This window comes from Deinococcus aquaticus (assembly GCF_028622095.1).
Lineage (GTDB): Bacteria > Deinococcota > Deinococci > Deinococcales > Deinococcaceae > Deinococcus > Deinococcus aquaticus.
In genome coordinates, this window is the sequence record NZ_CP115165.1 from 337,450 (window position 1) to 362,876 (window position 25,427).

Below are 25,427 nucleotides of genomic sequence, written 5' to 3' on the forward strand. Positions count from 1 at the left end.
TCTGTTGCAGGGCCGCCTGCACGGCACTCTCGGGGGTGGAATCGGCAGAACTCATGCTCGCAGCTTAGAACACCCGGCATCAGCCAACCGGCCTCAGCGACCCGGTACGCCCCACGCGATCAGCGCGCCGGTCAGGAACGCGGCGGCGCAGGCCAGCGCCCGCTGCCAGTGGTCGGCGCGGCCGGGCCGGGTGCGGGGCATGCTCAGCAGCAGGATCAGGGCGGGCAGCAGCGCCCAGGCGGCCGCGCCTGCCTGCCACGCCAGCCACGCGCTGATGGTCACGCCCGCGCACACCAGGAAGAACAGGACGTGATGGGGCGCGCGGCCCACACCCGCCCACCAGCGGCGTTGCAGGGACAGGCCCAGGCTCAGCAGGGCGGCCAGCAGCGCGCCGGTCAGCAGCAGCACAACCTGATGCGGGGCCATACCCGGCCACCATACCGGGTGCGCGGGGGCGGCGGGGCGGGCAGATGCCCCGTGCGTGCGGGTGTAGCTTCAGTCGTATGAACGCCCCTGTCTGCCGCCCGCCCGCTTCCCGAATCGCGGCCCACATGCCGGCCCTGCTGCCCGCGCTGCTGGCGTTGACGCTGCTGGTGGCCTGCAAGCCGGGCGTACAGGCCGGCAGCGGCGCGGCGGGCGGTCAGGGCGCGGGCGGCGAGGATCTGGTGGCGCGGGTCCTGTTCACCGCAACCGGGTCGTTCGACGCACAGTCGCAGGACAAGGCGCGCGTGCCGGGCGGGCTGCGCCGCGCTGTCTGGCAGAAGAAGGTGCCGTTCGACGCGCGGCGCGTCACGATCCAGTACGACAGTGACGCTCGCCCCATGACCTGGATGCTGGAAATTCAGGGTCCGGGCTTCACGGCGCAGGACCTGGCCGGGCCGGACGCCACGGCCGTGAAGACCGAACAGGGGCCGGGGCTGCGTCCGGCGGCAGCTTCACGCCTGCGGGACACCGTGATCATCACGCGCCGCAGCGACCTGAAGATCCTGACCCGGTCATACGCGACGCAGGTGGAACCGGCGCTGCTGGGCGCGTTCTCGCAGCCCTGAGGGCCAGGGTTCAACGCGCGGCGGGTCAGCGCACGGCGTTGCGGCCCGAGCGTTTGGCGTCGTACAGGGCGCTGTCGGCGCGGTTGAAGATGCTGGTGGTCGTGTCGGCGTCCCGCTGGCTGGACACGCCGAAACTGGCGGTGATGGTCAGGCCCGCCACGGGTTCCGCGCTGATCTCGCCGCGCAGGCGCTCGGCGATGGCGTGCGCGTCGGTTCGGGCCACGCCGGGCAACAACACGATGAATTCCTCTCCGCCCCAGCGTCCGACCAGGCCGCCTCCGCTGCTGACGCTGCGGCGCAGGCGTTTGCCGAAGGCGCGCAGCACGTCGTCCCCGGCGACGTGGCCGTGCTCGTCGTTCACGCGTTTGAAGTGGTCGATGTCGGTCACGATGACGCTCAGGGGCGTGCCGCTGCGGCGCGCGGCGTCCAGCGCCCGCTCGAATTCCTCCTCGATCGCGCCGCGTCCGTACACCTCGGTCAGGGCGTCCAGGCGGGCGGCGCGCAGGCGTTCGCTGTCCATGTGGTGCTGGTCGAGGTTCTTCTCGATGAAGGCCGTCAGGGTGTAGGCCAGCAGGCCCGCCGTGCCGATGGCGATACTGGCGGTGGTCCAGTCGACCATGTTGGGCGGGTCGATGGGGCCGTTCAGCAGGACGCTGGCCATCATGACGGCCACGCTGAGGATGTTCACGGCCGTGCCGTACCGCGATCCGAACACCAGGTACGACACGATGACGTTCAGCATCAGCCACAGCGTCAGGTGCATGGGCATCTCGCCCCAGCCGATGGCGCGCGGAATCTCGCTGGTCGACACGATCAGGTACCCGACGCTGGTGACGGCGTAGATGGCCTGCACGCGGTGCGGGAAGATCAGCGTGGCCAGCGCGGTGGTCAGTGAGACCAGTACCGCCCAGTACTTGGGAATCTGGTACCCGACCGGGAATCCGTCGGGCGGCGGGTCGATCATGGCGGTCAGGCCCGCGTACAGCACGTACGCGAAACTGGCGATGTACACGGCGACGAGGCGGCTGCGGTGCAGTCGTTGCGTCAGGGTGGAGGTGGGTGGGGCGGCCTGGGCGGGGGTGGCGCGGGGCGTCATGCGTCGGTTCCAGTCATGCGGGATCACTCATGGGCAGTGAAGTCCAGTCGGCCCGGTGGCAACGCAGAAGAAAACGGGGACGGCAGAGGCAGAGGCGAGGGGGCCGGGAAACAAGGGGAAGCGGGCGGGGGGGGGTTCGGCGTGATGATACAGCGGCGCCCCGGCCAGTCATGCCAGCCGGGGCGCGTGCGGGGCAGGACTGCTCAGGCGAGCAGTTCACCCTCGGCGAAGAACAGGCCCAGTTCGCGCGCGGCGCTCTCGCTGCTGTCGCTGCCGTGCGTGACGTTCTCGCCCATGGTGGTGGCGAAGTCGGCGCGGATGGTGCCGGGCGCGGCGCTCGCGGGGTTGGTGGCGCCCATCATGCCGCGCCAGCCGGCGATGGCGTTCTCGCCCTCAAGGGCGATGGCGACCACGGGCCCGCCCGTGATGAAGTCCACCAGTTCACCGAAGAAGGGGCGCTCGCTGTGCTCGCCGTAGTGCGCTTCGGCGGTTTCGCGGGCAATGACCATCTGCTTGAGGCCCACCACGCGGTAGCCCTTGCGCTGGATGCGGGCGAGAATTTCGGGGGTCAGGCCACGGCGGACGCCGTCGGGTTTGATCATGGCAAAAGTGCGTTCCATACTGCCCCGGAGCATAGCAGGCGGCGGCAGTCCTGTGGGGGCGCGCGTCCCGGCCGCTGCGGGTGTGGGCAGCGGGGGGGTGGACGTGCGGCCCGCCGGTGATTGCGCGGCGACCCTGGTGCGCGGCCCCGGGACGCGGGTGGGACCGCCGCTTCCCCCGCAACGCTCCCCCACCACAGTGGGAGCGCCGGTGTCCTGAAGTTGTCTGAACCACGTACAATGCTCCGGTGACCCACGTTTCTCACTCACGCCCCTCCGGGGACGCGGCCCGGATCGCGCTGATTGCCTGCGCGGTGGCCATTGCCGGGATGCTGCTCGCTCCGCTGGCCACCCTGGGCCGCGGATTCAGCGCCGACGCCATTCTGCTGCATATCAGCGGTTCCGTCATGAACCTGTCGTCCAGTCAGGACGCTCCTCTTCCCCCCACGGCCACCGTGGTGGCGCTGGCCTGGGCCACGCTCGCCTCGCTGGTGGCCACGCTGGCCGGGGCCGTGACCCGGCAGCGCTGGTTCTGGCTCACGGGCCTGCTGGCCTTCGCGCTGGCCGTGGCCGCCGTGTTCACGCTGGGCGGCGCACTGAACGACGAGATCAACCGCATCTCGGCCGACACGGCCCTGCGTCCCGGTGCCAAGCGGCAGCTGCGGAACTTCTACAGCAGCGGCGGCATGAACCTGGGCCTGTTCCTCCCGGCCCTGGCGGGCCTGATCGCGGCCGGTGCGGGCCTCAGCCAGTCCAGTCGCGCGTGGGCTGTGCTCAACCGCCTGCGCGGCCTGCTGGTGCCGGCAGCCGCCATCGGGCTGGCCGTGCTGGTCGGGGCGGTCGTGGTGCTGATCGTGCAGCCCGCCGTGAACGAGAGTGGCCTGCCCCTGACCCTCTGGAACGGCTGGATGGCGAAAGCCGACCTGGTGTACTTTGTGTACTCCACGCTGTTCGCGCCGGTCACGGCGTTCGGGCCGCTGCTGGACAGTCTGAAGATCGCCACGCCCCTGATCTTCACGGGCCTGAGCGTGGCGTTCGCGTTCCGCACGGGTCTGTTCAACATCGGCGCGCCGGGTCAGCTGACCATGGGTGCCATCGGCGCGATGCTGGTCGGCGTGTACGGCCCGGCCAGCCTGGGCTGGGGCCTGCTGCCCCTGTCGGTGCTGGCCGCCGCGGCCGGGGGCGCGCTGTGGGGGGCCATTCCGGGCCTGCTCAAGGCGCGTTTCGGGTCCAGCGAGGTCATCAACACCATCATGCTGAACTACGTCGCGTCGTCGATTTTCGTGTTCATGATCGGCAGCGAGTCGTTCCCGTTCCTGGGCCGCACGTACACCCAGCCGTTCAAGGCTGAGGGCTCGAACCCACAGAGCGAACTGCTGCAGGAAGGGTCGCGCCTGCCGCCCCTGCTGGACCTACTGAACGTGGGCGGCAGTGGGCAGACGGCCGTCAGTATCGGCCTGCTGGTCGCGGCCGTGGTGTTCTTCGCGGGACGCGTGCTGCTGCGGGGCCGCGTGAAAAACGGCACCCTGATCGCCGGGGTCGCCGCCGCCGTGCTGGCCGCCGTGACGTGGCGGATCGGCATTCCGGTCGACGTGACCGGCAGCCGCCTGAACGGATCGTTCCTGATCGCCCTGGCCTGCGTGGCGCTGTTCGGCACGCTGATGTGGCGCACCGCGACCGGGTACGCCCTGCGCGCCGTGGGCCTGTCCCCCCGCGCCGCCGAGTACGGCGGGATCAGCGTGGCGCGCGGGACCATCCTGGCCATGACCATCGCCGGGGCGTTCGCGGGTCTGGCCGGCACGCACTACGTGAACGGCGGGGCGCTCAACGAGTACCGCCTGACCCTGAACACCCCGGTCAACGTGGGCTTCGACGGGATCGCGGTCGCGCTGATGGGTCAGAGCACCCCGGCCGGCGTGGTGGCGTCCAGCGTGCTGTTCGGCACCATCGACACCGGCAGCATCAACGTGCAGCAGAAACTCGACAAGGTCAGTAACGACATCGTGACCATCCTCAAGGCCCTGATCGTGCTGTTCATCGCGGCCGGCGGCTTCCTGAGCCGGCGCGTGACCGACCCCCCACCCCCTCAACTGGTCGCGGAAGCGGACCGAACCGGCAAGACCGCGCAGGCCAGCCTGGACGCCTCGGCCGCCCACCTGGAACGCGGCACGCCGCTGCCGAACGTGGCTCAGAGCAGTGAACAGATCAAACGGGAAGGTGACAAGTAATGGACGGTGTGTTCGATCAACTTCTGACCACGGCCTTCCTGGCCACCTTTATTCGCAGCACGGTGCCGCTGCTGCTGACCGCGCTGGGCGGCCTGTTCAGTGAGCGCAGCGGCGTGGTGAACATCGCCCTGGACGGCCTGATCATCTTCGGCGCGCTGGCCGGGGCGGTCAGCACCAAACTGCTGGAACCCTCGCTGGGCGCCGCCGCCCCCTGGGCAGGCTGGCTGTTCGGGATGCTGGTCGGCGGCCTGATCGCCTGGATTCACGCGGTCCTGAGCATCAAGTACCGCGCCAACCAGGTGATCAGCGGCACGGCCATCAACCTGCTGGCCAGCGGCGTGCCCGCCGTTCTGCTGACCGCCCTGTACGGCGTGTCGAACGAGAGCCCCAAGGTCGAGCAGGCCCTGCCGCTGTGGGGCGTGGGAGAACTGCGCTTCTCGCCGCCCGTCTACTTCGCGTTCCTGGCGGTGGCCGTCACGTGGTACGTGATGTACCGCACGCCGTTCGGGCTGCGGCTGCGCGCCACGGGCGAGCAGCCGGGCGCGGCGGCCAGCATGGGCGTGAACGTGCGCCGCATGCGCTACAGCGCCGTGATTCTCTCCGGCGTGCTGGCCGGGACGGCCGGGGTGTTCCTGAGCATCGGGAACCTCGACTCATACGTGCGCAACATCAGTGCCGGTGGGGGCTTCATTGCGCTGGCCGCGCTGATCTTCGGGCAGTGGAAACCGCTGGGCGTGCTGGCCGCCACCCTGCTGTTCGGTCTGCTTCAGGCCCTGAGCATCGTGCTGGGCGGAGAGGACATCCTACCTCCCACGCTGGTGCAGGCACTGCCGTACCTGATTACCATCCTCGCGCTGATCTTCACGGGCCGCAGCCGCGCGCCCAAGGCCCTGGGAACCCCGTATGAAGGCTGAGGCCGTGCAGACCGGACGTCACGCCGCCGCCCGGAAGCGTGTAGGGTAACGGATATGAGCTTTGGCGCCGCGCTGAAACAGGCCCGTGAAACCCAGGGGCTCACCACGCAGGACGTGGCCCTGCGAACCAAGATTCGCGGGGATTACCTGAAGGCCCTGGAGGAAGGCAACACCAGTCTCCTGCCGGAACGGACCTTCGCCCGCTCGTACCTGCAACGGTACGCGCGGGAACTGAGCCTCGACCCGGCCCCGCTGCTGGCCGAATTCGACCGGAGCGTCCCGGCCGACGCCTCGCAGACCCTGCGTGGCCCGGCCTTCAAGGGCGCTACCGGGGCGGCCACGACCACCGGGGGCAGCGCCTCTTCCCGTGGGGCGCGTACCGGCAATCCTGCGATGCTGACAGCGGCCGTGACGGCCCTGATCGTGCTCGGGGCCGGTGGGTACTACGCGTACAGCGCGTTCCTGAAACCCTCGCCGGTCAGTGCGGCCCCGGCAGTGCCGGTCGCAGCTGAGCCGACCCCAGCCCCGGTGGTGACGGTCCGCCTGAGTGTCAGCAGCGTGCCCAGTGGCGCGCAGGTGTACCTGGATAACCGCGACCTGGGCGTCACGCCCGTCAAGTCCTTCCCGGTCGACGCCCGCACGAACGCGCAACTGCGCGTGGAATTCACGGGCCGCGCCCCCCTGAAGCAGACAGTGGACCTGAGCCGCAGCCGCAACCTGCGCGCGCAACTGAACCCGGCCAGCAGCACCCTGACGGACCTGGTGGCCAAACGGGCCGCCGATCAGGCAGCGGCCGCCCGAGCCGCCGCGAAACCGGCCGCCAGGCCAGCAGCCGGCACCACCAACGGCACGACACCTGCCGGAACCGATCCCACCACCCAGCCCTCCGCCACGCCTCCCGCCGCAGCGGCGAAACCGGCGGCCACCCCGGCAGCTCAGGCGGTCAACGTCACCTTCACCGGCGCCGCCTGGACCCGCGTGACCGACGGCTCGGGCCGCGTGCTGTTCGAGGGCACCCCGCCCGCCGGGAGCGTCAAGGGCTTCCCGAAAGGCGTGACGATCCGCACCGGGAACGCCGGGGTCGTGAAGGTCAGCGTGAACGGCGCGGCCGCCGCCAGCCTCGGTCAGGCCGGGCAGGTCGTGACCCGCCAGTTCTGATCCATCCGAGCGGATGAACAGACGCAGTCCGCATCAGGGGGCGCCCCACGGGAACGGGTGCGCCCCCGCTGCTGTCCAGGCCCGGGGTACGACCCGGCGCGCGGCCTGAACAGGCAACCCCTCCAGGCCGCTCCGGCTGCCGGCGCATGGCGTAGATTGTGAGGACTGTGACTCCCTCTCCCCTGCCGCCGGCGACCTCCTCACCCAACGCTTTCCAGTACGCCTGGCGGAGTCCCTGGGTGCGCCTGATCGTCTTCCTGACGACCGCCTACCTGATGTACGCCCTGAGCGGGCAGATCCGCTCGGTGCTGGTCGATTTCGCGGTGGCCTTCCTGATCGCCTACCTGGCCAATCCGCTACTGAACTGGCTGGAGCGCGGGCGGGTCAAACGCGGCCTGGGCGTGTTCTTCGTGGTGCTGGTCTTCACGGCCCTGCTGAGCCTGGCGGGCGTCCTGCTGGCGACGGTATCCGGGCAACTCGTGACGCTCCTGCAGAAACTCCCGGAGCAGATTGGCACGCTGGGCGACACCCTGGACCGCATGACCCGCTGGCTGACGGGCCTGGGCGTGCCGGGCCTGGGCGACACGCGCGCGCAACTGATCGACGCGGCGCAGAAGTACGTGCAGAACCTCGGGGAGAACCTCATGCCGATCCTGCAACGCGGCCTGAGTTCCACCGGGTCGCTGCTCAGCGGCCTGCTGTCCATCGGGGGCGTGGTGGGGCAGGTACTGCTGATCCTGCTGCTGAGCATCTACCTGATGCTCGATTACAGCCGCGTGAACGCCACCCTGCTGGGCCTGTTCCCGCGACCCTGGCAGCCGCGCGTGCTGGAGGTCAGTGACCTGATCGGCACAGCAGTCGGCGGGTACGTGCGCGGGCAACTGGTGATCGCCACGTTCATCGGGGTGTTCGTATGGCTGGGGCTCACGATCATCGGCATTCCCAGCGCGGCGGCCATCGGGTTCCTGGCGGGTGCGTTCAACATCGTGCCGTACCTGGGGCCGATCATCGGGGCGCTCCCGGCCATCCTGCTGGCGCTGACCCTGCCCGGCGCGCTGCTGAAAATCCTGCTGGTGGTGGGCATCTTCGTGCTGGCCAACCAGATCGAAGGCAACTTCCTGAGCCCCTACATTCTCTCCAAGACGACCGACCTGCACCCGGTCACGGTCCTGGTCGCCATTCTGGTGGGAGTCAGTCTGCTGGGCTTCGTGGGGGCGCTGCTGGCCGTGCCGACCGTGGCACTGGGCAAACTGCTGATGCAGAAGTACTACTACACCAGCCGCATCTACAACGAAGGGCCATAGAGAGGACCGGCCTGCCGCACAGCAGCAGGGCCAGGAGATGCATGTCCTGGCCCTGCAGCCATTCCCACCTACCGCAAGCAACCGGCTCGGGAGCCTAGCCCTCACGCCGCCGGGCAGCCTGGGCTGATACGGATTCCGTCTGTTTCGTTGGCAACTCGGTGCTGTGCCGAGTTGCCAACTCCACGTCCGGAACCCGCTTTACTCCCACTCGCATCCGCTCGGATGGAACGGTTTTTGCAAACCATTCCATCGGAGTCCGTATGACAACACAAAACCCCGCCACTGGGGCGGGGTTTCGCTCGAATCGTCCGTGGATCAGACGAGTTCGATCAGGGCCATGGTGACGCCGTCACCGCGGCGGGTGCCGACGCGCAGGATGCGGGTGTAGCCACCGGGACGCTCGGCGTACTTGGGGGCCACTTCGTCCATGACTTTACGCAGAACGTCGTTGTCGTGGATGTCGCGGGCGACCAGACGGCGGGCGTGCAGGTCGCCGCCCTTGGCGGTGGTGATCAGTTTCTCGACGTAGGGGCGAAGCTCCTTGGCCTTGGTGAGGGTCGTCTGGATGCGACCTTCACGCAGCAGTGCCGTCGCCTGGGCGCGGGCCAGGGCGGTGCGGCTACTGCTGTTGCGGTTGAGCTTGCGACCGGATTTACCGTGACGCATGGTGTATCTCCTTTGGGGTCAGTCGGCTCAGTCGCGCAGGGCGAGGCCGAACTGGGCGAGTTGCTGCTTGATTTCGTCCAGGCTGCGCTCGCCGATACCGGGGACCTTTTTCAGGTCGCGGTCGGAGAGGGCGCACAGGGCGTCCACGCTGTCGATGCCTTCTTCCTTGAGGGAGTGCAGCACGCGGGTGGTGAGACCCAGACCTTCGAGGGTCACGCGGGGTGACTCCATCTCGGCGGGGTAATCGCCGGGGTTCAGGTTCAGCGAGGAGGTCTGGGGGGGCAGGTCGTACACGTTGGGCGCTGCGGGAGCGGGCGTGTAGACGGGCTGCTGGTACTCGGGCGTCACGGCCGGGAGGGCCTCGACGTTGCCGAACACCGTGAGTTCGTCACGGAGGATTTCCACGGCCTTGTCCAGCGTGTCCTGGGGTCCGACGCTACCGTCGGTCCAGACGCGCAGAATCAGGCGGTCCAGGTCGGTCTGCTGACCGACGCGGGTGTTTTCCACGTGGTACGCCACGCGGCGCACCGGGGAGAACACGGCGTCCACCGGGATCGAGTTGATGCGGTCCTTGGTGGCGTGCTTGTCGGCGGGAACGTAACCTTCGCCTTCCTCGACGCGCACTTCCATGACCAGTTTGCCGTCCTCTGCGAGGTTGGCAATCACCAGGTCAGGGTTGACGATTTCAGCGTCGCTGGGGACCTCGAAGGCGCTGGCCCGCACGACCCCTTCGCCCTGCGCACGCAGGGTGAGGGTCTTGGGGCCGCTCGCGTGGAATTTCACGACGAGCTCCTTGAGGTTCAGGATCATCTGAATCACGTCTTCCTTAACGCCAGGAATCGTGGAGAACTCGTGCAGGACGTCCTCGATGTACACGCTGGTGACAGCGGTACCGGGGATCGAGGACATCAGGATGCGCCGGATGGGGTTCCCGATGGTGACGCCGTAACCGCGCGTGAGCGGTTCCAGGACGAACTCGCCGTAATCGCCGTCCACGCGGGCCTTGAGTTGAGGGCGCTTTTGATCCACTGGGGCCTCCTGATTTAGCGCGAGTAGTACTCGATGATGAAGTTCTCGTTGATCGGCAGGGCGAGGTCTTCACGCGCGGGGAGGCGGGAGAAGGTGCCCTTGAAGTTCTCGGCGTCCAGTTCGACCCAGGGGCTCACGCGGCGGCGCTTCTGCGCTTCCATGTTTTCCTGGATGAAGCCGATCTTGCGGCCGAGTTCGGAGACGGTGATCTCGTCACCGATCTTGACGCGGTAGCTGGCGATGTCGACCTTCTTGCCGTTGACCATGATGTGACCGTGGCCGACGAACTGACGGGCCTGCCGGCGGGTGCTGGCGAAGCCCATACGGAAGACGACGTTGTCCAGGCGGCGTTCGAGCAGCTGCAGGAACACGGTGCCGGTCACGCCGGGAACGTTGGCCGCTTCCTCGAAGAGGTTACGGAACTGTTTCTCGCCCATGCCGTACAGGCGGGCGAGTTTCTGCTTTTCACGCAGTCGGACGCTGTAGTCGCTGGGGCGACCACGGCCACGGCGCTGGCCGTGCTGGCCGGGCGCGTAGGGACGGCGGTCCAGATACTTCTGGACTTTTTCAGTCTCCGCGAGGTTGATGCCTTCGCGGCGGCTCTGTTTGGTGATGGAACCACGGAAACGACCCATGTCTTAACTCTCCTTGCGGCGCTACTTCTGTGAAGTGCAGCCGGGTCTGCGGCCCTCTGTTGCCCGCCTCCGTTGCCTGTGGTGAGGCTTACGTCACCGTGAGGTGAGCGGTGGAAGCGGGGCAGGTGGGCGCGCGCGTGCGCTTTAGGCGCGGAACTTCTTCTTGGGGCGGCAGCCGTTGTGGGGCACGGGGGTGTCATCCATGATGGACTTCACTTCGATCCCGCTGGCCTGGATGGCGCGGATAGCCTGCTCGCGGCCGGAGCCGCTGCCGCGCACGATCACGTCGACGATGTTCATGCCGAAGGTCTGCTGCGCTTTCTTCACCGCGTCGGCGGCGGCCAGCTGGGCAGCGTAGGGCGTGCCCTTCTTGCTGCCTTTGTAGCCGATCGTGCCGCCACTGCTCCAGGCAACGCTGTTGCCGTCAAGGTCAGTGATGGTGACGATGGTGTTGTTGTAGCTGGCGTGCACGTACGCGCGGCCAGCGCTGATGTTGCGCCGGGCGCGGCGCGGGGTCTTGCCTTTGGTGGATTTCGCCATGGCTTACTTCCTCGTCGCTTTCTTCTTACCGGCGACGGTCTTGCGCGGCCCCTTGCGGGTACGGGCGTTCGTCTTGGTGCGCTGGCCGCGCACGGGCAGGCCGCGGCGGTGACGCAGGCCACGGTAGGCACCGATGTCCATCAGACGCTTGATGTTCTGACCGACTTCGTTGCGGAGGTCACCTTCGACCTTGTAGGTCTTCTCGATGGCTTCACGCAGGGTGCTCTGCTCCGCTTCGCTGAGGGTCTTGACGCGGGTGTCCGGGTTGATGCCGGTGGTCGCCAGGATTTCCTTGGAGCGGGTCAGGCCAATGCCGTAGATGTAGGTGAGCGCGATTTCGACGCGCTTTTCGCGGGGCAGGTCAACGCCAGCAATACGTGCCATGCTTAACCCTGCCTCTGCTTGTGCTTGACGTTGGTGCAGATGATCAGAACGCGCCCGTGGCGGCGGATCACCTTGCAGTTGTCGCACATCTTTTTGACACTGCTACGAACTTTCATGCTTCCTCCTCGCGCCGCCGCGCCCGCACCCCATCGTGGGTGCCTGACTGGCAGCGCTCGACCCCCCTCCCACCTGGGCGGGTGGGGAATCTGTGGGTACTTCGGCCCTGAGTTACTTGCGGTAGACGATCCGTCCGCGCGACGTGTCGTACGGACTGATTTCCAGAACCACACGGTCACCGGGCAGGATGCGGATGTAGTGAATGCGCATCTTGCCGCTGATGTAAGCCAGGAGATCGTGTCCTGTATCGAGCTTCACTCGGAAGGTCGTGTTCGGAAGTGCTTCCTCCACGACGCCCTCGGCCCGCACGGTATCGGACTCTTCCTTCTTACGCTTTTCCCGCTGTTCCGGCATTTTTCGTCTCGCCACGCAACCTCCAGGCTTGATACAAGCCAAACGTAAAGGTATCACGCCTCCTGCCGGATCGGCAAGCGCTCCTGGGCTGATCCCCGCCGGTGGCCGGGCAGGGAGCCCGGCGACCCCCTACAAACGTTCGGTTATACCGGACAGCATATGGCCCGGTGTGGTCCCGCCACCCGCCTGCACCTCTGACCAGAAGGCCAGACTGGCCCGTTCGTACAGCAGACCCATCTGCAGAGTCTGAAGCGGTACGCCCTCCGGCGCCTCCGGCTGGGGGCAGGCTGTCAGGGTCTCGTACACGCTCAGGCGCTCGCGGTGCAGCGCCCACTGCTCGGCCGCCAGTGCACCCAGCGCATCCGGATCGCCCTGCGACATAAAGAACAGTTTCAGCAGGCCCAGATCCCGCAGTTCCGGAACGCCCGCCGGGGCGGACAGCCACTCACGCAGGGCCGCGCGCCCCGCCGCCGTCACGGCAAACGTGCGTCGCCGCCGCCCCCCGGCCTCCTGCCGCTCGGCCAGCAGGCCCAGCGTCACCAGCCGCTGCGGCTCGGCGTACAGCTGCGAGCGCGGGAAGGTCCAGAAGAAACCCACGGAACTGTCGGCCCAGCGCTTGAGGTCGTAGGAGGTGCCGGAACCGAACTGCGCCAGCAGCCCCAGCACGATGAACGCCGACGGTCCCAGGGACGGCGGTGCGGGCGAAGGGGGGGACGTTGCGTCACTCACTCCCACAGTGTACAGTCATACCAGACCGTCCAGAATAGACCATCCATTTAAGCTGGTTAGGAGGAAGCCATGACCACCTCACCCCTGCCGCGCGCTCCCCGCCTGCCCGCCCGCCTCACCGCCGAGATTGAAGGACCCTTCGCCGTGTTCCTGATCGGCGCACGCATCAACCAGCCCTGGAACGTTCCCGCGTGGCTCCCGGTATTCCGCGCCATGCCCCGCATGCTGCGCGAACTCGCCGCGCACCCCGAACTGGGCCTGCTGGGCGGCCAGTTTCACGGCTCCACGCTGATCCAGTACTGGCGCAGCGCCGACCACCTGCACGCCTACGCCCACGCCCGCAGCAACGAGCACCTGCCCGCATGGCACGCCTTCAACCAGGCGGCCCGGCAACACCCCGGCGCCGTCGGCATCTGGCACGAAACGTACCTGGTGCAACCCGGCGCGTACGAGACCATGTACGTCGACATGCCCGCCTTCGGCCTGGGCCGCGCCGGCACCCTGACCCCCGCCCGCCGCGAAAGCGCGCAGGGGCGACTGGCCCGCACCTCCGGCTGACACTGGCCCCCGCAACCGTGAAACTGGGTCCATGGTCCCACCCCCAGTCCTGACGGAAGCAATCCGGCTCATGCGGACCGCCACCACGCTGTGGCCCGGCTTTACGCCCGCGACCATCCCCGCGCTCGTGTTCGACGGCGGAGTGACGTGGCTGGACGGCGCTGCACCGCAGGACGACGGCTGGGAGGAAGTTGGAGACCGGTGGCGCTTCCCCGGCTGTCATCCGGCACTGAACGCGAACACGGCCGTCACGCTGCCGGGCGGGGCGCTCGCGGCGGGCGTGCTGCTACCGTCGCTGGGTGAAGCTGATGCCGTCACCGTCGCCTCGATCCTCTTGCATGAAGCGTTCCACGTCTACCAGCGCGCACACCCGCGCCCCGCGTGGCAGGCCGACGAACTCGCTGCCCTGACCTACCCGGCCACCGATCCGGAGGTGCTGCACGCGCGGGCCGAGGAGACGCAGGCCCTGGCCGACGCACTGAGCGCAGCGGACTGGGTACCCCACGCCCGCCGCGCCCTGCACTGGAGGCAGGTTCGTTCGGATCGCCTGACTCCGGAGCACCGGACCTTCGAGGCCCGTATGGAGACGGCGGAAGGGCTGGCCGAATACGTCGAAACGCGCTTCCTGGGCACCTTTCCCCCGATGGACGCCACAGACGCGGCCCGGATGAACGCCCGTCAGTGGGCCTACCACACCGGCGCGGCGCTGGCCCACCTGCTGCGCCGCAGTGGCGCGGACTGGATGGAGGCGGTGGAGGGTGGCACCCCGCTTCACGCTCAGCTGGGCAAACTGGTCGGCCCGCCGGCAACCCCGCTCCAACCAACCCCGCCCCAGCCAACGCCGGCCCTGCGGCACGCAGCAGAGGTCGCCGCCCACACGCACACTGAATCGCTGAGAAGGCTGGAGGCGACCTTCGCCGCCCAACCGGGGGAACGCCTGACCGTGACATCGGCAGCCGGTTTCCCCGTCACTGCGCTTGACCCCATGAACGTGACCCGGCTTGACGGCACCCACTTCCCGCATGCCTGCTTCCTGCACACCCGCTTCCTGAGCCTGAACCTCGGTGCGGACGGCACCTTCCGGCTCAGCGGCGCATCCGCACTGACCCACGGCCCCGGACTGTGGCGGCCGACCGCCGTGGAGGTTCGCGGCCTGCCGTTGCCAGAAACCTCCGGTGGACGGTGGGTTGTGCAGGACGACCGCTGGACCATCCAGCTGCCCGCCGACCGGGTGCAATCCACGCCGGACGGCTGGCGGTGCAGGCTGGACTGATACGGATTCCGTCTGTTGCGTTGACACCACGGAAACAGCACCGGGTTGCCAACTCCACGCCCGGAACCCGCTTTGCTCCTCCTCGCGTCCGCCCGGATTGAATGGTTGGCAAACCCTTCAACCAGAGTCCGTATGAGGAACCGCTACCGCCCCGCGTGACCCTCGCGCCGGGCCTGGGCCACGAGATCACGGATCGCCTCTGGCCAGGTGGGGAACTCGAAGGCAAAGCCCGCGTCGAGCAGCCGCCCCGGCACCACCCAGCGGCTCTTGAGCAGCAGTTCCGCCTCGGACTTCATGACGGCCGCGCCCAGCCCGATCAGCGAGGCGGTGGACGGCACGCCGAGCGGCACGCCCCACGCCTGCCGGTAGGCGCGCAGGAACCCGGCGTTCGGCAGGGGCTGCGGGGCGCAGACGTTGACCGGGCCGGACAGGTCGCCCCCGATCAGCAACTGGGTAGCGCGGCAGAAGTCCCGCTCGTGAATCCACGACACGTACTGCCCGCCCCCGGCCATCGGCCCGGCCCCACCCAGCCGCACGACCCGGTCCGTGGTTTCCATGACGCTGCCCGCACCGACGCCGTACACCATGGCGGTGCGCAGGGCCACGCGGCGCGTGTGAGGCAGGTTCAGTTCGTTCAGGGCGGACTCCCAGCGGGTGGCGACGTCCACGCTGAAGCCCTTGCCGCGCTCTCCTGAAGCCTCGTCCTGCGGGCGGTCGCGGGCGTCGCGGTAGAGGGTCGCGGTGGAACTGTTCAGCCACACAGCCGGGGGCCTCTCCACGGCCGCCATGGCGCGCCCCAGCGCCCGCGTGCTGTCCAGGCGCGAGGTGTAGATGTCCAGCATGTTCTGCGCGGTGTACCGGCAGTTGACGGTGCGGCCCGCGAGGTTCAGGACGGCCGCCGCGCCGTCGATCTCGCGCGCCCACTCGCCCTGCCTCAGCGCGTCCCAGGGCACCCAGCGCCCCGGCGTGGGCACCGGCGGGCGCGACCGCGACACGATGACCACGTCCCAGTCCTGCGCCGCGAAATGCCGCGCCACGGCCCGGCCCAGGAATCCACTGCCCCCGGGGATCACGAGGCGGGGCGCAGCGTCGGATCGGACCGGTTCGAGTCGGTTCAGGTCGGGTCGGGTCGTCATGCGCTCAGCCTACGCCGCCCCCGCGCACCACAAGTCCCTGTTCGCCCGCCCAGGTGCCCACGTCGTCCCCACGGATGGCGGCGGCCATCAGGCCCGGAAAGTGATCGGGCGTGCACGCGAAGGCCGGGATGCCCATGCCCGCAAACGCGCGGGCAACGCCGTGATCGTACCCGGGCGCGCCGTCGTCCGACAGGGCCAGCAGGGCGATGACATTCACGCCGCTGTCTTTCAGGGTGCGGGCGCGGGCCAGCATCTCGCGCTCGTTACCGCCCTCGTACAGGTCGCTGATCAGCACCAGGATGGTCTGCTCGGGCTTCTGGATGACCCCCTGGCAGTACGCGAGCGCCCGGTTGATGTCCGTGCCGCCGCCCAGCTGAATGCCGTACAGGACGTCGACCGGGTCGCCCAGGTGTTCCGAGAGATCCGCGACTTCGGTGTCGAACACCACGACGCGCGTACTGACGGCCGGAAGGCTGGCGAGGACCGCGCCGAACACGCCCGCGTACACGACGCTGCTGGCCATGCTGCCCGACTGATCCAGGCACAGGACAAGGTCGCGCAGGCTGCGGCGCCGGCGGCCCATGCCGACCAGCCGCTCGGGGATGATGGTGTTCTTCCCCGGCTGGTAGGTCTTGAGGTTCGCGCGGATGGTGCGGTCCCAGTCGATCTCGGCCGGGCGGGGACGGAAGTTGCGCTGCGCGCGGTTCAGGCTGCCAGTCACGGCGGCGCGGGTGGGTTCCTCTAGGCGCCGCGTCAGGTCATCCACCACGCGGCGCACCACGGCGCGGGCCGCGTCCCTGGCCCTCTCCGGCATCACGCCCTTCAGGGTCAGGAGGGTGCCCACGAGGTTCACGTCCGGCTCCACACCATCCAGCATTTCGGGCTCGAACAGCAGTTGCTGCAGGTCCAGGCGTTCGATGGCGTCACCCTGTAAGACCCGCACCACGTCCACCGGGAAGAACTCGCGCAGGTCCGCCAGCCAGCGCGCGACCTTCGGGGCGCTGGAGCCCAGGCCAGCCTTACGGGAACCGTCCTGCGCGTCGTACAGGCCGGACAGGGCGTCGTCCATCCGGCGATCCAGGGTACCCAGACTGACCTGCGCGCCCTCACCCGGCCCGCTGGCCAGCCCGTCCGCGTCTCCCCCACCCAGCACCAGCCGCCAGCGGCGCAGGCGTTCCGTGTCATCCGTCATGCGTTCACCCCCAGCAGGTTCAGGACCACGGGCACGGCCCGCAGCGCCCGCTCTGCGTTCACCTCGCGCCGGGGCCCACGGGCTGCGGGATTCCCGCCGCGCAGCGCCTCGCCAATCGCACGGCGTTCCGGCCGCTCGAAGCGCGAGAACACCCGGCGCAGCAGCGGAAGCGTCTGGGTGAAGACGGGGCCGTCCAGCCCGACCAGCCAGTCGTCCAGCAGGGTCAGCAGAACCGGATCGTGCATGAGGAGCGCGCCGCTGTCGCCCAGGAAGCCGTCCAGCCACGCCGTGACCTCCAGCGGCACGCCGCTACTGAGCGCCAGCCCCAGCCGGCGCTCCACCTCCGCGCTGTCCAGCACGGACGCGTCCCGCAGGCGGCGCACCGCGTCCCCGTTCAGCAGCGGGTGCGTGTCGTCCCGGTCGGCGAGTCGGTTCAGGGCCGCCTGCCACCCGGTCAGTGCGTCCGGGTCGTCCAGCAGGCGCACGGCCGCGTCTGCACCCTGCACATGCCCGCGCAAGGTGGCCGCCGCGTCATCCGCGAGGCCCACCCCGGCCAGCGGCAGGCCCACGCCCGCCCGCGTGAGCAGCGTCCGGAAGGTCGCCCCGGCAAGCACGTTCGACTCACCGTCCCGGCCCCGCACATCCCCGTAGCGCGCCAGCCGGGCCAGGGGCGGCAGAGCCTCCAGCAGATCGCTCACGTCCGCGTTCCCCGCCGCCCGCGCGTCCAGCGCCGCCAGGGCCACCGGCAGCGCGCCGCTCAGGTCGGCGTAGCGCACCGCCTCCAGCAGGATCGTCAGTTCCGCCAGCGTGCCCGCGTTCCGGGCGGCGTCCACCGCCACCGCCGTCGCCGCGTCCTGCACGGTCTGCCCGGAGCGGCTCGCCTCGACCAGCCGCACACTGAACTCCGGCTTCCACGCCAGCGCCCACGCCTCCTTGAAGGTGCCGCGCCCCCCCGCAGAGCGCTCCCGCGCCCACGGCACGCCCAGCAGGTTCAGGCGGTGGAACAGCACGCTGCGCGCCAGATCGTTGTCGGCGCGCAGGTCCAGCGTCAGGTCAATCTGCTCGGGCTGCACCTTCAATCGCAGGCTCTTCTGGATGCGGGCCAGATCCTGCGCCAGCGGCACGGTCGGCACGCCGTCCGGCACCTCGCCCAGCGCCTCGCCCACCACCAGTTGCCGCTCGATCAGCCGCAGGGGCAGGTCGCTGTCCCAGCCGAACACGCTCAGGGCCGCCTCGTTCAATTCATCCAGGCCCGGCAACGCCCGGCCGCGCAGGGCCGCCAGGGTGTTCGCCAGCCGCGTCGCCTCGATCACCGACGCGCTGCTCGCCTCCAGCCGCTCCTCGCGCAGCAGCCGCGCCACCCGCGCGAACCAGCGTTCCGTCACGTCCCGCCGCGTCGTGAACAGGTGATGGTAGTACCCCGGCGACCGCACGCCCGCCCCGTAGCCGCTGCCCGTGCTGAGGCGGCCGTGCGTCCAGGGCACCCACGTCAGCGTGACCTTCGCTTTCGGCAGGCCCTTCAGGAGCGCCGCATCGTCCTTCACCCTGAACGACGCCACGTCCAGCGCCGGAGCGTGCCACGCGCCGCACACCACCGCCACCCGTTGCGCCCCGCCCTTCAGCGCCGCGCGGATCGCCTGCCGCATCCACGCCTCGCGCTGCGCCTCACGGCCCACCGGGGTAGGAGCGTCCGCCCGCACCGCGCGCATCGCCTCGTTGATCGCGTCAAAAACCTCAAAATCATCGCCGCGCGCCTCGACCAGCGTCTCCCACCACCGCTCGAAATCCACGTACCCGGCCGCCTCCGCCAGCACCCGCAGCGGATCGCTGTGCAGATCATCCGCATCGTCGTCCCCACGTTCGCCCGCCAGGGTCACCGACGCCGGAAGATCCATGAACCGCGCCGCCGCCCCCGCCCGCGCTGCCCAGCGGAACGCCACGAACTCCGGACTGAACGCCGCAAACGGCCAGAACGACGCTTTAGCAGGATCGTCGTTCACGTAGCCCAGCAGCGCCACAGGCGGCTTCATGTCCGCCTGTGCCAGGAACGGCAGCACGGAATCCGCATCCGACGGCCCCTCGACCAGCACCACATCCGGATTGAGCTGCGACAGCGCGTGCTCCAGCGACCGGGCACTGCCGGGGCCGTGATGACGGATGGGGAAAATGGAGATTGAGGAAGATACCATCTAATGAACCGTAATTCCAACAGAATCCAACAATCCATCAAGTGTCCCACCAGTAAATCTGAAGGATTTGTTGATTAAAGAGGCGGTTTTGTATTTTATTGATTGCCGCATTATAAAATAATTATCCGTGTTTATATCAATATCGGGAATGGGTATTGTGTATCTTCCGCCATCACAAACAACAAATCCTAATGCTGATATCAATGTTCCGAAATATCTTAATTCAATATACCTGCTATAAGCATACCTATCGGGAAATTTATCCGTCCAGCTTTCTTGATAAGGGTCATTAATTTTTTCTGCCAATCTGATATGAAATTCAGGAAAGTCGCTGTTGTACAATTCCCGGTCGTCCTTAGGATAAATCCATTTTTCATGGTCATCTAACAGTTTATGAAATCTTTCCAGCGGCGGCTTGCCTATTCCGAACCGTTCACGCCACATTAACTCCATTCGATCCTCGGGGGCCGATTCGGAAAGCGGCGTGTTTGTGTCGCCTAATCTAGTATAAACTACCCCCGATCTCATTGTTGATCCTCGCTCACTTCTATCGCGAGTGAGAAAAAAGGGCTTGTCGGGCCTATTCAAGATTTCAATAACATCGTATTGATGAATTTCATCCGAATAGACAATTAGACTTAAATCTGGGATCCTATTTAGGCCAGAGGATCGCAGCATGTCTTGCAGATTAGCCTCATTTTTTCGATTTATATCTGATTCAACACCTTCCAAAGCGCCACTGTTGTCTATACCTATGACGATACATCTATTATCGTCGGAGTAAGCATTTGAAAGACAAATTATGTCGTGGAGAAGTTTTATATTATTGTCATGCCATTCTCGCTTAAAATCCAATACAGAAGACTCTTTACGGGAAATCAACTCTAGAAACTCACTACTATTCACGTTCAGCTCACCGCCCGGCAGGCTTTATAGAAGTCTTTCCAGTCGTCGCGTTTCTTGGCGACGGTTTCGAGGTATTCGCGCCAGATGACGGCGTCCTGCACGGGGTCTTTCACGACGGCTCCGACGAGGCTGGCGGCGACGTCGTGGGCGGTCAGGTGGCCGTTCCCGAAGTGCGCGGCGAGGCTGAGGCCGTGGTTGACGACGCTGATGGCTTCGGCGGTGCTGAGGCTGCCGCTGGGGCTCTTGAGTTTCGTCTTGCCGTCCTCGGTGGCTCCGGCGCGCAATTCACGGAAGACGGTGACGATCCGGCGGACTTCCTCCAGCGCGGGGGGCTGGGCGGGAATGTGGAGGTTGGTGGCGAGTTGCGCGACGCGGCTGGTGACGATCCGCACCTCGTCGTCGAGGCTGTCGGGGACGGGCAGGATGACGGTGTTGAAGCGGCGTTTCAGGGCGCTGCTCAGGTCGTTGACGCCCTTGTCGCGGTTGTTCGCGGTGGCGATCAGGTTGAAGCCCTGCACGGCCTGCACCTCGGCGTTCAGTTCCGGGATGGGCAGCGTCTTCTCGCTCAGTATGGTGATGAGGGTGTCCTGCACGTCGCTCTGTACGCGCGTCAGTTCCTCCAGGCGAGCGATCTTGCCGGTGCGCATGGCACGCACGATGGGGCTCTCGACCAAGGCGGCCTCGCTGGGGCCTTCTGCGAGGAGGCGGGCGTAGTTCCAACCGTAGCGGACGCTTTCCTCGCTGGTGCCGGCGGTGCCCTGCACGAGCAGGGTGCTGGTGCCGCTGATCGCGGCGGCGAGGTGTTCGCTGACCCAGCTCTTGGCGGTGCCGGGCACGCCGATCAGGAGCAGGGCGCGGTCCGTGGCGAGCGTAGCGACGGCGATCTCCATCAGGCGGCGCTCCCCGACGTACTTGGGCGTGATCTCGGTGCCGTCTTTCAGTGTGCCGCCCATCAGGTACGTCAGCACGGCGTGCGGCGACAGGTTCCAGCGGGGCGGGCGGGGCCGGTCGTCGTGCGCGGCCAGGGCAGAAAGCTCATGCGCGTACGCCTGCTCGGCGTGCTGACGGAGGACGGTAGGGTCAGTGGTGGTCATGGGTGGGCTCCTTACTGAGTAAGCGCTGTCTGATTTCGTTCCGGACGGAAAGGGCAACTTTATCGATGTTTTTAAGCAAGCCGAACTGTATATCCGGGTCAGAACATTCAGAGAGTCGGGCAGCGGCTTCTGCCGGAATCAGATCGGTGAGGGCCATGGCCCTTACAAGTTTTTCAGCGGGAACATCTTTCGCCTTGCCATAGAGGTCCAAGAGGCCCATGTTGCGAAGCAGTAAATGATCACTGACCGCCGAGTTCGGATCATCACGCAAAATCAGAAGGACATGAAGCGGAGTGGAAGGATTGAAAGAGACCGCCTCTCTAATTTGATCGCTCTGACTCTTTCCAAGGCGCTCCAGTGTCGCCTCTGGAGTGGACTTGTTATGAGCAACTTTTTTGGCGAGTGCTGTGTTTTTTAGGGATAAGGCTTCCAGTGTTTGAGGCGGTGTGTGTGGATTGGCTACAGCCTCAACAGTAAGAGTGTCAGGGTGAGACGCAAGCGCCTGCAATAGTTGGGGTGGGGTATGTTGCCCTCTCGCTACTTCCCGGGATAATTCCGGCCCCAGCGCGGCCAGTTGCAGCAGCCTTACGGCAGAAGTGCCTTGTTTTCGCGCCTCCCGCTTCAGCGCCTTCCAGTCCTGTGTCATCCTCTCCCCTTCCCGAAGTCGTTCCACATCTGCTTCCTCAGTTCCAGGGTGCCCAGCAGTTCGGTCAGGGTGCGGTGGGCGTAGTCGGTGGCGTCGGCGGGGAGCGGGTCGGGGTGTGGGGTGTGCGGGTGGGCGTGCGTGGCGGCCAGTTCTGCGAGTTGTGCCCAGCGGTAGCCCCAGGCGGCGGCGTAGTGGGCGGGCCCGATGGTGTCGCGCAGGGCGGTCAGGAGGGCGGCGCTGGGTTCTGGGGGCCACGGGCCGGGGTGTGGGCCGAGGAGGGCGACGAGGCGTTCGGGGTCGCGGTCACGTAACGCCTGCTTCAGCGCGCTGGATAGAGTTTCGGGCGGCCCGATCTGGAGCAGGAAGGGGTGGGTGGGCAGGTCGTGCAGGAGGGCGGCGGCCAGCGTGGTGTGTTCGGTGCTGACCGTGTTTTCCGCCAGCGCGGGCAGGTGCTCGTGCTGCCGGGCGATGTTCACGAGCGTGGCGGGCGGGATGTTCAGTGCGGCCAGCAGGGCGTCGGGGTGGGTGTGTTCCAGCAGGTGTTCCAGGAGAGCAGTGGCGCTCAGGCAGTCCTTGCTGGTCGGGTCGGGCAGGCCGTCGCGGGTGGCGTGCTCGTCGGGGGCGGTGGGCGGGGTCAGGGTGCTGGGTGTCTGCCCGGTCAGGCGGCCGAGCAGGCCGGGTTTGTCTAGGCTCACGAGGGCGGCGAACCGGGCGGCGTGGCGGGCGTTCTGGGCGCTGCTGCTCAGGCGGTGCAGGGCGGTGCGGGCCAGGGTGCGCACGTCGTCGCTGCGGTCGGTGGTCAGGGTGTCCAGCAGGGGTTCAAGGGTGTGGTCGTCCAGGGTGAGGGTATCGAGCAGGGCGTTCAGGAGGCGTTTGCGGCTGCCTGCGCGTTCGCTGCTCAGGTGCTCGCGCAGGAGGTCGCGGGCGGCGTGCGGGTCGCGTTCCCGCACGCTGCGCCACAGGGCCTCGCGGCCGGCCTCGGTGGCGTTGGCCCAGGCGTCCTCGCCGGGGGTGGGGGGGGTGAAGGCCCAGGCCGGGTTGAAGCGTGCGAGCCACCGGCCCCGCTCACCCAGCACGGGGGTCAACAACGGGCGGAGGCGACCATCGTTGCTGGCGTGGTCCAGGAGTTCCGGCAGCCGGGCGGGGGGCACGCGCCATCCGGCCTGCGCGCAGAGGGTCAGCCATTCGCTCAGGTGGGGCGTGCCGATCACCAGTGGGAGGTGCCGCGCGGCGCGTTCCGGGACTTCCGGGAGGGTCTCGGCGGGTGCGGGAGTGGGGAGGGAGTCGCTGGCGGGGTCGGGCAGGCGTCCGGCGGCGTGCGCGAGGGCGTGCAGGGCCGCGCGGGCCAGCAGGGTGCCCTCGGCGTCCGGGCGGGTGATCTGCGCGGTGGCCTGCCCCAGAGGGTCGGGGCCGGGGGTGGGCAGGGTGCCGCGCGTGGCGCCGACCAGGGCCAGGGCCAGGAGTGCGTCGTGGTCGCTCATGGGGTCTCCAGCTGGCGCAGGGACAGCAGCGCGCCGCCACTCTGGACGCTCAGGGGCGTCAGGGCCGCGCCGTTCCACTCGGCGTACACCGTCAGGGCTTCCCCGCCGCTCAGGGCGAGCAGGGTGTGCAGGCTGCGCTCGCTGCCCGTCATGGGGAGGCGGCCTGTGCTGTCCTGGGCGTACCAGGGATCTCCGGGCAGCAGGTGCAGCGGCCCGGTCAGGTGCGCGGTGCGTTCCAGCCAGGGGTTCAGGGCGAGGGCCGCGCCGTGCCGGTCGAGCAGGGCGTCCAGCGTGAGGCTCTGCGCGTGGGGCGGCGCGGCCGCAGCGGTCGCCTCGCCGCGCAGCAGGGCGCGTTGCGGGTACGTGCCGGGCGCGTGGCACACCTCGGCCTGCACCGCCCCGCCGGGTGGCAGGGCGGGCGGGAAGGGCCGACCCCACGCGGAGAAGTCGAGCAGCACGGCAGTGTGGTCGCCGCTGACCAGCCAGGTCCGCCGGGTGGTGATCATGTCCTCCTCGGTCAGGCTCTGGCCCATGACCTGCCACTGGGCGCGGATGCCGCCGCCGTCCAGCACGGCGGCCGAGTCGATGAGGAATCCCAGTGCGGCGCGCAGGTCTGCCTGCCCGTCTGGGCTCAGGGTGGTCTCTCTGGGCCACGCTTCGGTCAGCAGGTACAGGCGGGACAGGTGCGCCAGCAGCGCAGCGGGGTCTGACAGGTGCTCGGGAATCTGCCGGACCAGCCGCGCCGCGCCGGGAGCCTGGGCGTCCACAAGGCGGGCGGCCTGGGTGTCCCAGTCGCTGTACGGGCGGGCGGGCGCGTGTGCCAGTCCGTCGCGGATCAGGTCTTTCAGGAAGGTCTGGAGGGCGTCCAGGCCTGCGGTGACTTTCTTCTCGCGGGCGGCGCGGCGCCTGGCCTGCGCAGCCGGGTCGGGCGCGGCCTTTCCAGCGGGAGTGGCCGGGTTGCCGTCTGCGGCCGGGCGTTCTGCCGTTGCCCGCGCGGCCCGGCCGTCCAGCCAGCTCTGGAGGGTGCCGGGGGGCGTCGCCGATCCGAACTGGCCGGTGTGCGTGGCGTGCAGCAGGAGCAGGGCCAGGGCGTGCTTGCAGGGGAACTTGCGGCTGGGGCATGAGCACCTGAAGGCCGGGCCGCTCAGGTCCACGCCGGTCAGGTAGGGTGTCTGGCCGCTGCCCTGGCACTCGCCCCACAGGCTGCCCGGGGGGGCGTTCAGGTTCTGCCATTTGCCGGGCGTGGCGAGCTTGCGGCCGGACTGGGCGCTGGCGGGGTCGGGTGCCAGGGCCAGGACGGTATCGGGGGCGAGCGGTGTGGGGGCGGGGGTCATGGGTTTTCCTTTCGGGTCTGGCACACAGAAGAGCCAGAAGTTCACAGATGTATTACGCTACCGACATAATGTAATGCATTCACCCTTGGCAGGCAAGCGGTTCTGCGGCGGTACAGCCCACCTGCGCTCCAGCGCCCACCGCCAGCACTAGAGCCGCCACAGGGAAAGGCCGGAAGCGACGGCACTCCTGCACGTCACTCCCGGCCCCCCTGGCACGGCCCTTACTTCAGGCCAGCCACGATCCGGTCGTAGACCTCGTCCATGCCGCCCACACCGTCCACGCGGTACAGGTGCCCGCGCGCGGAGTAGTAATCGATCAGCGGCTGCGTCTGCTCGCGGTACACCTGCTGACGGTGGCGCGCCACTTCCTCGGTGTCGTCGCTGCGCACGGCCTCGCCACGCTCGGCCGCCTGACGGCCACGCTCCACGATCCGCGACACCAGCGCCTCGTCCGGCACTTCCAGCAGGGGCACGGCGTTCACGGGCGCACCCAGTTCCTCCAGCAGCACGTCCAGCCCCTGCGCCTGCGCGGTCGTGCGCGGGAACCCGTCGAAGATCACGCGCACGCTGTCCATGTCGGCCAGCCGGTCGCGGATCAGCGCGATCAGGATCTCGTCCGGGACCAGTTTCCCGGCGTCCAGAATGGGCTTCACCTGCTGCCCCAGTTCGGTGTCACGTTTCACGTGATCCCGCAGGATATCCCCGGTGCTGATCTTCACGAGGCTCCGGTCCTGCGCCAGTCGTTCCGCCTGGGTTCCTTTCCCTGCACCGGGAGGCCCGAGGAAGATCACGACGTTGTTCTTCTGTCCAGTCACA

27 protein-coding genes are annotated in these 25,427 nt (G+C 68.0%); 7 read left to right on the forward strand and 20 right to left on the reverse strand.

Going from position 1 to position 25,427, the window contains the following annotated elements; genetic code table 11:
- Positions 1 to 93: 93 nt before the first annotated feature.
- Positions 94 to 426 (reverse strand): hypothetical protein, encoded by a 333-nt coding sequence (locus M8445_RS01635; protein WP_273989206.1) that lies wholly within the window; start codon positions 424 to 426, stop codon positions 94 to 96.
- Positions 427 to 503: 77 nt separating this feature from the next.
- Between M8445_RS01635 and M8445_RS01640 the strand changes: the two genes are divergently transcribed.
- On the forward strand, positions 504 to 1,049 hold the full coding sequence (locus tag M8445_RS01640; RefSeq protein ID WP_273989207.1) for a hypothetical protein: 546 nt from the start codon (positions 504 to 506) through the stop codon (positions 1,047 to 1,049).
- A 25-nt stretch (positions 1,050 to 1,074) separates the two neighbouring features.
- Here M8445_RS01640 and M8445_RS01645 read toward each other — a convergent pair whose 3' ends face one another.
- On the reverse strand, positions 1,075 to 2,145 hold the full coding sequence (locus M8445_RS01645; protein ID WP_273989208.1) for a GGDEF domain-containing protein: 1,071 nt from the start codon (positions 2,143 to 2,145) through the stop codon (positions 1,075 to 1,077).
- 203 nt (positions 2,146 to 2,348) lie between these two features.
- Positions 2,349 to 2,765 (reverse strand): nucleoside-diphosphate kinase, encoded by a 417-nt coding sequence (gene ndk, locus M8445_RS01650; protein WP_273989209.1) that lies wholly within the window; start codon positions 2,763 to 2,765, stop codon positions 2,349 to 2,351.
- A gap of 227 nt (positions 2,766 to 2,992) precedes the next feature.
- Here ndk and M8445_RS01655 point away from each other — a divergent pair, with 227 nt between their 5' ends.
- From M8445_RS01655 to M8445_RS01670, 4 genes are all read left to right on the forward strand, one after another.
- Positions 2,993 to 4,972 carry an ABC transporter permease gene (locus M8445_RS01655; RefSeq protein ID WP_273989210.1) on the forward strand — a complete coding sequence of 660 codons (1,980 nt, stop codon included), beginning with the start codon at positions 2,993 to 2,995 and terminating at the stop codon, positions 4,970 to 4,972.
- Positions 4,972 to 5,886 (forward strand): ABC transporter permease, encoded by a 915-nt coding sequence (locus M8445_RS01660; protein WP_273989212.1) that lies wholly within the window; start codon positions 4,972 to 4,974, stop codon positions 5,884 to 5,886. The genes M8445_RS01655 and M8445_RS01660 overlap by 1 nt, the downstream gene beginning before the upstream one ends.
- A gap of 54 nt (positions 5,887 to 5,940) precedes the next feature.
- Complete coding sequence (locus tag M8445_RS01665) at positions 5,941 to 7,044, forward strand: helix-turn-helix domain-containing protein (RefSeq protein WP_273989213.1); 1,104 nt, start codon at positions 5,941 to 5,943, stop codon at positions 7,042 to 7,044.
- A 167-nt stretch (positions 7,045 to 7,211) separates the two neighbouring features.
- Positions 7,212 to 8,348: an AI-2E family transporter gene (locus tag M8445_RS01670; RefSeq protein ID WP_273989214.1), complete on the forward strand. Its 1,137-nt coding sequence runs from the start codon at positions 7,212 to 7,214 to the stop codon at positions 8,346 to 8,348.
- A 315-nt stretch (positions 8,349 to 8,663) separates the two neighbouring features.
- On the opposite strand, the gene rplQ is transcribed toward M8445_RS01670, so the two are convergent.
- The 8 genes from rplQ to M8445_RS01710 all read right to left on the reverse strand — a co-directional run bounded on the left by rplQ (position 8,664) and on the right by M8445_RS01710 (position 12,802).
- Entirely contained in the window at positions 8,664 to 9,014 is a 351-nt protein-coding gene (gene rplQ, locus M8445_RS01675) for a 50S ribosomal protein L17 (RefSeq protein WP_273989215.1), read from the reverse strand.
- Positions 9,015 to 9,041: 27 nt separating this feature from the next.
- Complete coding sequence (locus tag M8445_RS01680; protein ID WP_273989216.1) at positions 9,042 to 10,043, reverse strand: DNA-directed RNA polymerase subunit alpha; 1,002 nt, start codon at positions 10,041 to 10,043, stop codon at positions 9,042 to 9,044.
- A gap of 14 nt (positions 10,044 to 10,057) precedes the next feature.
- Positions 10,058 to 10,678 (reverse strand): 30S ribosomal protein S4, encoded by a 621-nt coding sequence (gene rpsD / locus M8445_RS01685; RefSeq protein ID WP_273989217.1) that lies wholly within the window; start codon positions 10,676 to 10,678, stop codon positions 10,058 to 10,060.
- Positions 10,679 to 10,822: 144 nt separating this feature from the next.
- A complete protein-coding gene (gene rpsK, locus M8445_RS01690) occupies positions 10,823 to 11,218 on the reverse strand; it encodes a 30S ribosomal protein S11 (protein WP_046843186.1) in 396 nt (131 codons plus the stop codon).
- A 3-nt stretch (positions 11,219 to 11,221) separates the two neighbouring features.
- Positions 11,222 to 11,602, reverse strand: a complete 381-nt coding sequence (rpsM, locus tag M8445_RS01695; protein ID WP_189065911.1) for a 30S ribosomal protein S13 — start codon at positions 11,600 to 11,602, stop codon at positions 11,222 to 11,224.
- A gap of 2 nt (positions 11,603 to 11,604) precedes the next feature.
- Positions 11,605 to 11,718 (reverse strand): 50S ribosomal protein L36, encoded by a 114-nt coding sequence (rpmJ, locus tag M8445_RS01700; protein ID WP_273989220.1) that lies wholly within the window; start codon positions 11,716 to 11,718, stop codon positions 11,605 to 11,607.
- A gap of 112 nt (positions 11,719 to 11,830) precedes the next feature.
- Positions 11,831 to 12,073: a translation initiation factor IF-1 gene (infA, locus tag M8445_RS01705; protein WP_019012076.1), complete on the reverse strand. Its 243-nt coding sequence runs from the start codon at positions 12,071 to 12,073 to the stop codon at positions 11,831 to 11,833.
- 129 nt (positions 12,074 to 12,202) lie between these two features.
- Positions 12,203 to 12,802, reverse strand: a complete 600-nt coding sequence (locus tag M8445_RS01710) for a PadR family transcriptional regulator (protein WP_273989221.1) — start codon at positions 12,800 to 12,802, stop codon at positions 12,203 to 12,205.
- Positions 12,803 to 12,871: 69 nt separating this feature from the next.
- Between M8445_RS01710 and M8445_RS01715 the strand changes: the two genes are divergently transcribed.
- Together M8445_RS01715 and M8445_RS01720 are read left to right on the forward strand one after the other, a co-directional pair.
- Positions 12,872 to 13,360 (forward strand): DUF4188 domain-containing protein, encoded by a 489-nt coding sequence (locus tag M8445_RS01715; RefSeq protein ID WP_273989223.1) that lies wholly within the window; start codon positions 12,872 to 12,874, stop codon positions 13,358 to 13,360.
- 70 nt (positions 13,361 to 13,430) lie between these two features.
- Positions 13,431 to 14,633 carry a hypothetical protein gene (locus M8445_RS01720; RefSeq protein WP_273989224.1) on the forward strand — a complete coding sequence of 401 codons (1,203 nt, stop codon included), beginning with the start codon at positions 13,431 to 13,433 and terminating at the stop codon, positions 14,631 to 14,633.
- A 143-nt stretch (positions 14,634 to 14,776) separates the two neighbouring features.
- Here the strand turns inward: M8445_RS01720 and M8445_RS01725 are convergent, their stop codons facing one another.
- The 9 genes from M8445_RS01725 to M8445_RS01765 all read right to left on the reverse strand — a co-directional run bounded on the left by M8445_RS01725 (position 14,777) and on the right by M8445_RS01765 (position 25,426).
- Positions 14,777 to 15,769: an epimerase gene (locus M8445_RS01725; protein ID WP_273989225.1), complete on the reverse strand. Its 993-nt coding sequence runs from the start codon at positions 15,767 to 15,769 to the stop codon at positions 14,777 to 14,779.
- A 4-nt stretch (positions 15,770 to 15,773) separates the two neighbouring features.
- A complete protein-coding gene (locus tag M8445_RS01730; protein ID WP_273989226.1) occupies positions 15,774 to 16,961 on the reverse strand; it encodes a VWA domain-containing protein in 1,188 nt (395 codons plus the stop codon).
- The gene (locus M8445_RS01735; RefSeq protein ID WP_273989228.1) at positions 16,958 to 19,150 is read right to left on the reverse strand and encodes a DUF5682 family protein; all 2,193 of its coding nucleotides are present in this window, start codon (positions 19,148 to 19,150) and stop codon (positions 16,958 to 16,960) included. Before M8445_RS01735 ends, M8445_RS01730 begins: the two co-directional genes overlap by 4 nt.
- Positions 19,151 to 20,056 (reverse strand): AlbA family DNA-binding domain-containing protein, encoded by a 906-nt coding sequence (locus M8445_RS01740; RefSeq protein ID WP_273989229.1) that lies wholly within the window; start codon positions 20,054 to 20,056, stop codon positions 19,151 to 19,153. It abuts the gene before it with no gap.
- 2 nt (positions 20,057 to 20,058) lie between these two features.
- Positions 20,059 to 21,150, reverse strand: a complete 1,092-nt coding sequence (locus M8445_RS01745; RefSeq protein ID WP_273989231.1) for an ATP-binding protein — start codon at positions 21,148 to 21,150, stop codon at positions 20,059 to 20,061.
- Positions 21,137 to 21,796, reverse strand: coding sequence for a hypothetical protein (locus M8445_RS01750; RefSeq protein ID WP_273989232.1), 660 nt, complete (start codon positions 21,794 to 21,796; stop codon positions 21,137 to 21,139). Before M8445_RS01750 ends, M8445_RS01745 begins: the two co-directional genes overlap by 14 nt.
- Positions 21,793 to 23,277, reverse strand: coding sequence for a DUF5691 domain-containing protein (locus tag M8445_RS01755; RefSeq protein WP_273989235.1), 1,485 nt, complete (start codon positions 23,275 to 23,277; stop codon positions 21,793 to 21,795). The genes M8445_RS01750 and M8445_RS01755 overlap by 4 nt, the downstream gene beginning before the upstream one ends.
- Positions 23,274 to 24,611, reverse strand: coding sequence for an SWIM zinc finger family protein (locus M8445_RS01760; protein ID WP_273989236.1), 1,338 nt, complete (start codon positions 24,609 to 24,611; stop codon positions 23,274 to 23,276). The genes M8445_RS01755 and M8445_RS01760 overlap by 4 nt, the downstream gene beginning before the upstream one ends.
- Positions 24,612 to 24,832: 221 nt before the next feature.
- Positions 24,833 to 25,426, reverse strand: coding sequence for an adenylate kinase (locus M8445_RS01765; RefSeq protein ID WP_273989237.1), 594 nt, complete (start codon positions 25,424 to 25,426; stop codon positions 24,833 to 24,835).
- Position 25,427: the final 1 nt, after the last annotated feature.

Excerpts from the sequence above, each read along its gene's own strand:
- M8445_RS01635 (WP_273989206.1), bottom strand. The coding sequence starts at position 426 with ATGGCCCCGCATCAGGTTGTGCTGCTGCTGACCGGCGCGCTGCTGGCC.
- M8445_RS01640 (WP_273989207.1), top strand. The coding sequence starts at position 504 with ATGAACGCCCCTGTCTGCCGCCCGCCCGCTTCCCGAATCGCGGCCCAC.
- M8445_RS01645 (WP_273989208.1), bottom strand. The coding sequence starts at position 2,145 with ATGACGCCCCGCGCCACCCCCGCCCAGGCCGCCCCACCCACCTCCACC.
- ndk (WP_273989209.1), bottom strand. The coding sequence starts at position 2,765 with ATGGAACGCACTTTTGCCATGATCAAACCCGACGGCGTCCGCCGTGGC.
- M8445_RS01660 (WP_273989212.1), top strand. The coding sequence starts at position 4,972 with ATGGACGGTGTGTTCGATCAACTTCTGACCACGGCCTTCCTGGCCACC.
- M8445_RS01665 (WP_273989213.1), top strand. The coding sequence starts at position 5,941 with ATGAGCTTTGGCGCCGCGCTGAAACAGGCCCGTGAAACCCAGGGGCTC.
- rplQ (WP_273989215.1), bottom strand. The coding sequence starts at position 9,014 with ATGCGTCACGGTAAATCCGGTCGCAAGCTCAACCGCAACAGCAGTAGC.
- rpsD (WP_273989217.1), bottom strand. The coding sequence starts at position 10,678 with ATGGGTCGTTTCCGTGGTTCCATCACCAAACAGAGCCGCCGCGAAGGC.
- rpsK (WP_046843186.1), bottom strand. The coding sequence starts at position 11,218 with ATGGCGAAATCCACCAAAGGCAAGACCCCGCGCCGCGCCCGGCGCAAC.
- rpsM (WP_189065911.1), bottom strand. The coding sequence starts at position 11,602 with ATGGCACGTATTGCTGGCGTTGACCTGCCCCGCGAAAAGCGCGTCGAA.
- rpmJ (WP_273989220.1), bottom strand. The coding sequence starts at position 11,718 with ATGAAAGTTCGTAGCAGTGTCAAAAAGATGTGCGACAACTGCAAGGTG.
- infA (WP_019012076.1), bottom strand. The coding sequence starts at position 12,073 with ATGCCGGAACAGCGGGAAAAGCGTAAGAAGGAAGAGTCCGATACCGTG.
- M8445_RS01715 (WP_273989223.1), top strand. The coding sequence starts at position 12,872 with ATGACCACCTCACCCCTGCCGCGCGCTCCCCGCCTGCCCGCCCGCCTC.
- M8445_RS01720 (WP_273989224.1), top strand. The coding sequence starts at position 13,431 with ATGCGGACCGCCACCACGCTGTGGCCCGGCTTTACGCCCGCGACCATC.
- M8445_RS01725 (WP_273989225.1), bottom strand. The coding sequence starts at position 15,769 with ATGACGACCCGACCCGACCTGAACCGACTCGAACCGGTCCGATCCGAC.
- M8445_RS01730 (WP_273989226.1), bottom strand. The coding sequence starts at position 16,961 with ATGACGGATGACACGGAACGCCTGCGCCGCTGGCGGCTGGTGCTGGGT.
- M8445_RS01735 (WP_273989228.1), bottom strand. The coding sequence starts at position 19,150 with ATGGTATCTTCCTCAATCTCCATTTTCCCCATCCGTCATCACGGCCCC.
- M8445_RS01745 (WP_273989231.1), bottom strand. The coding sequence starts at position 21,150 with ATGACCACCACTGACCCTACCGTCCTCCGTCAGCACGCCGAGCAGGCG.
- M8445_RS01750 (WP_273989232.1), bottom strand. The coding sequence starts at position 21,796 with ATGACACAGGACTGGAAGGCGCTGAAGCGGGAGGCGCGAAAACAAGGC.
- M8445_RS01755 (WP_273989235.1), bottom strand. The coding sequence starts at position 23,277 with ATGAGCGACCACGACGCACTCCTGGCCCTGGCCCTGGTCGGCGCCACG.
- M8445_RS01760 (WP_273989236.1), bottom strand. The coding sequence starts at position 24,611 with ATGACCCCCGCCCCCACACCGCTCGCCCCCGATACCGTCCTGGCCCTG.